Raw genomic sequence first — 4006 nt, forward strand, 5'->3', positions numbered from 1 at the left:
AGCTGGGTGGCCATCAGTGGCTCCTGGTCCGGTGAGTCAGGTGAGGAGTGCGAGCGTCGTGAGGATCTGGCGGGAGATCATCATGCCCCTGACCAACCTCGGCGTGGTTCTACCCGGCTTGTTCAACGTGCCGCAGCGCTCCCGAGCCCTCTCCGCCATCATCGGATTGACCTGGGTGGTGACTCAACTCCTGCGCGCGCAGCGCCGCAGCGCAGGCAGCGAAGCCTGCTGCCTGGGCCAGGGCCCCGATGACTTGGGGGACCTCGTTGTGGAAGGCGAGGAGGCCGATCACGTGGGCCACCGGCCAGGACCCGATAGCCACCGCCACCCATCGGTGCACGGTCCTGGTGCGGAGGAGGCCGCCGGCGAGGAGAAGGGTGCCGATGAGGTTGCCGAGCACGAAGACGACGAGCACCCAGGCCCACGAGGGGTCGCTCTCGGCCGCGTCAATGACTGCGGCCAAGGCTGGCGTGGGGCCGACGACCTCTGCCATGGCCAGGGTGGTCGTTCCAGCGGATGCGACCGCGGCGTAGCAGACGTATCCGGCCACCATCATCGAGCCGCCTATGGTGACCAGTCGGCTGGCTGGTGCCAGGCGAAACATACCCATCACGGCGGGCACGATCAGGATGCCTCCAAGCATGACAAAGAGGAGGGTGATCCGCCGCAGCTCGGGGTGTTCGGCAGCCAGGGCGAGGGCGGCTGCGCCGTCCAGGTCGTTGCCGCCGTCGCGAATCGAGAGCATGTAGGCCGTGTTGGCGATGACCCAGCACCACGGTGCCAGGAACATGCCCGCGAGCACCCCGGTGCGGCGCAGACCGTCGGGAGCGGGGCGGTTCGGGATCGGGCCCGGGGCAGGTGTCCTCGTCATCGGTCGCTCCGTAGAGGTGAGCGGGCGCCCCGGCCGGGCGCCAGCATCAGCACCACGGACAGCACGCTGAGCAGCACGAATGCAGCCACCAGCACCCGCAGTTGCGGTGGCACTCCCTCCACGAGCAGGGCTGGCAAGGCAGCGAGGGCCGAGACGACCCGGCTTCCCGCAGCGACCCTGATCCAGAGCCGGCGCCGTCGTGACCAGCCAATTGCCACCGCGACCAGGGTGACCGCGCCGCAGGCCGTGGTCAGCATCAGCACGACCAGGGGTGGCCCGATAGAACCCTCTGGTGTGGGGTTGAGCAGGGATGGGATGTCGGCGAGCGCAAGCAGGATGGCGAGCACAAAACCAGTTTTGTTGCCGCGCGTGAAGGGCATGCGGTCTCCTGGCGCCGGGTGTGGTGAGGCTGCGGTGCCGGCCGTGGTAAGCGACATGGTGCCCTCCTGGGCGCTGGCGGGATCTGGACTCTCCCACCCTCGGTCGTGAGTGCGTCCCGGGGCCAGTGGTTCTGTGCCTGAATGTGGGGCAGCAGTTCCCGTCGCGGAGGGAACTTCGTCCCCGCCGCTGGCAACGGCACAGGTCCATAATGGGCAGGTGAGAAGCGCTGACGGGAGGACGCCCGCCTCCATCCGCGTCCTCGTCGCTGACGACCATCCTGTCGTACGCCGGGGCCTGCGGGCGCTCCTGGACGGCCTCGAGGGCTTCGAAGTGGTCGGTGAGGCCACCGACGGTGACGCGGCCGTGCGCGAAACGCAACTGAGCCACCCCGACGTGGTGCTGATGGACCTGCAGATGCCCCATACCGACGGGTTCGAGGCGACCCGCCAGATCACCCGGTCCTGCCCCGGGGCGGCGGTGCTGGTGCTCACCATGTCCGACGACGATGCCACCGTGCTGAGCGCCATGCAGGCAGGAGCTCGCGGTTATCTGCTCAAGGGAGCCGAGCAGGTCGATATCGTGCGTGGGTTGAGCGCGGTGGCGGCCGGTGAGGTCATTTTCGGACCCGGCGTCGCCGCTCTTGTGCTCCACCACCTTGCCTCCCCTGCCAGTGCCCTGCAGGAGCCCAGACCCTTCCCCGGGCTCACACCACGCGAGCACGAGGTGCTGACCCTCCTGGCGACCGGCCTGCGCACGGCCGTGATCGCGCAACGGCTACACCTGTCCCCCAAGACGGTCAGCAACACGCTCACGGGCGTCTTCGCCAAACTGCAGGTGACCACCCGTGCCGAGGCGATCGTGCTCGCTCGTTCGTCGGGCCTCGACGCCCCGGATACCACAAGTTGGGACCCCGGGCGGAGGTTGCCGTGAGCTGGCCCCTCCTTCTGAGCTGTTCGCTGGTGGCCGCCGCACACGTCGTTGCGGGCGGGGTCCTGCTGCGGGCGCGCCTTGCGGTGCCCACTGGCGCCCTGCTCGTCGGCGCGGGTCTCACTGGCCTGCTCAGCGTGTGGCTGCTGGGGCGCGAACACCCCTCCTTGGTGGCGGCGCCGCTGCTGATTCTCGCCGGCATGGTCCTGTTGCCGGCCGCCCTCTGGGCCTATCCCGTGCCGCGATGGCGGGGGGCGGTGGACTTCACGCTGGCCGTGTGTCTGGTGGGCCCAGGCCTCGTGGCGGCGCTGTCCAGCCAGGACGTAGGCGTCGTGGCCACCATGGGTCTGGTGGCGGCCCTCGCCCTGCTGATGCAGACCTGGTGGCGGTTGGAGCAGGATGCCGCGGGCCAGCGGCGTGCCCTGCTGTGGATGGGTCTGGCCACCGCTTCCGCCGCCTTGACGGGCGTGCTGGCGGTCTTCCTCCTGGCGGAGCCTTGGGGGCGAACACTAGGCGTCGCGCCGCTGGTCCTGGTGCCGCTCGCGATGGTCGTCGGGGTGGCGCGTCCAGAGGTGATCGACGTGCGCGGCCTGGTCGTCCAAGTCGTCGTGCTCGGACTGGTCGGTGCCGCCTACCTCGCCTATTTTGTCGGTGCCGTCTCGACCTTTGAGGTGCTGGGAGGCGAGCCAGCATCACCTGCGGTCACCGCGGCGCTGGGGCTTGTCGGGGCACTGGCCTGGCACCCAACTGCGGTGGTGCTGCGCGGGGTGATCGACCGGTTGCTGTTCGGTGACCGGCCGGATCCGCTCCGCGCGGCCCGCACGGCAGCGGGACGGATGGGAGATGACCCCGCCCTGGCCCTGGAAGCCGTCTGCGATGCTCTGGTGCTGCCGTATGCCGAGGTGCGGGCCGATGGTGTCGCCCTGGTCAGTGCGGGTGTCGAGGTCACCCAGTGCCGGTCCTTGCCGCTCGCGCTGGCGGGCGGTGCCCCGGGCGAGTTGGTCGTCGGTCTGCGGGCGGGTGATCTGCGTCTGTCCGCCCAGGATGAGCAGGTGCTCCGGCTGCTGGCCCCGCTCCTGGCTCAGACGCTTCGCGTTCGCGCGCTGGCGCTGGACCTGCAGGTGTCCCGCTCCCAGGTCGTCACCGGGGTCGCGGAGGAGCGCAGGCGACTGCGTCGCGACCTGCACGACGGCCTGGGTCCGACCCTGTCGGGCATGGCCTTCTCGGTCGACGCGGCACGCAACGCGCTGCGTACGGACCCGGAGGTGACCGACAGGCTGCTGCTCGACCTGCGCGCGGACGCCTCGGACACCGTGACCGAGATCAGACGCATCGTCGAGGGGCTGCGACCCCCGTCCCTCGACGAGTTTGGTCTCGTCAGGGCGCTGCGTCAACGGTCGACCGTGCTCCGGCGCGCCGACGGCACCCTCGTCACGGTCCACGTCGCGGCACCCCAGGCCCTCCCCCCGCTACCGGCTGCGGTCGAGGTGGCGGCATACCGCATCGTGGTCGAAGCTCTCACCAACGTCGCCCGACACTCGACCGGCGCCCGTGCATGGGTGCGGATCGGGGTGTCCGGACCGTCGCTGCTGCTGGAGGTCAGCGACGACGGGACCTCCGCCGCGGCGTGGCGTCCTGGAGTGGGACTGACTTCCATGCTGGAACGGGTTGATGAGGTGGGTGGCACGCTGGTCTGGTCTGATGAGGGGCAGCCCAGCCGCGTCACCGCGGTGCTTCCGCTACCCAGCCCCTCACCTGAGTAGGCTCCAGGTTCCGCGCTGATATACATCACTGGTGGCTGACACGACGCTGACCGCTGATCACATC

At 69.8% G+C, this 4006-nt stretch carries 4 protein-coding genes; 2 read left to right on the top strand and 2 right to left on the bottom strand.

Features of this window, described 5'->3' with window-relative positions; translation table 11 throughout:
- Window positions 1-109: 109 nt before the first annotated feature.
- Together Q4P07_RS14090 and Q4P07_RS14095 are read right to left on the bottom strand one after the other, a co-directional pair.
- Window positions 110-871 carry a hypothetical protein gene (locus Q4P07_RS14090; protein ID WP_303375547.1) on the bottom strand — a complete coding sequence of 254 codons (762 nt, stop codon included), beginning with the start codon at window positions 869-871 and terminating at the stop codon, window positions 110-112.
- On the bottom strand, window positions 868-1251 hold the full coding sequence (locus Q4P07_RS14095; RefSeq protein ID WP_303375548.1) for a hypothetical protein: 384 nt from the start codon (window positions 1249-1251) through the stop codon (window positions 868-870). The genes Q4P07_RS14090 and Q4P07_RS14095 overlap by 4 nt, the downstream gene beginning before the upstream one ends.
- 217 nt (window positions 1252-1468) lie before the next feature.
- On the opposite strand from Q4P07_RS14095, the gene Q4P07_RS14100 reads away from it, so the two are divergent.
- Together Q4P07_RS14100 and Q4P07_RS14105 are read left to right on the top strand one after the other, a co-directional pair.
- The gene (locus Q4P07_RS14100) at window positions 1469-2182 is read left to right on the top strand and encodes a response regulator transcription factor (protein WP_303375549.1); all 714 of its coding nucleotides are present in this window, start codon (window positions 1469-1471) and stop codon (window positions 2180-2182) included.
- Window positions 2179-3942 (top strand): sensor histidine kinase, encoded by a 1764-nt coding sequence (locus tag Q4P07_RS14105; RefSeq protein ID WP_303375550.1) that lies wholly within the window; start codon window positions 2179-2181, stop codon window positions 3940-3942. Before Q4P07_RS14100 ends, Q4P07_RS14105 begins: the two co-directional genes overlap by 4 nt.
- The last annotated feature ends 64 nt before the right edge of the window (window positions 3943-4006 follow it).

Origin of the sequence: Ornithinimicrobium sp. (assembly GCF_030537745.1) — a bacterium.
In the GTDB taxonomy this organism is placed as follows: Bacteria; Actinomycetota; Actinomycetes; order Actinomycetales; family Dermatophilaceae; genus Ornithinicoccus.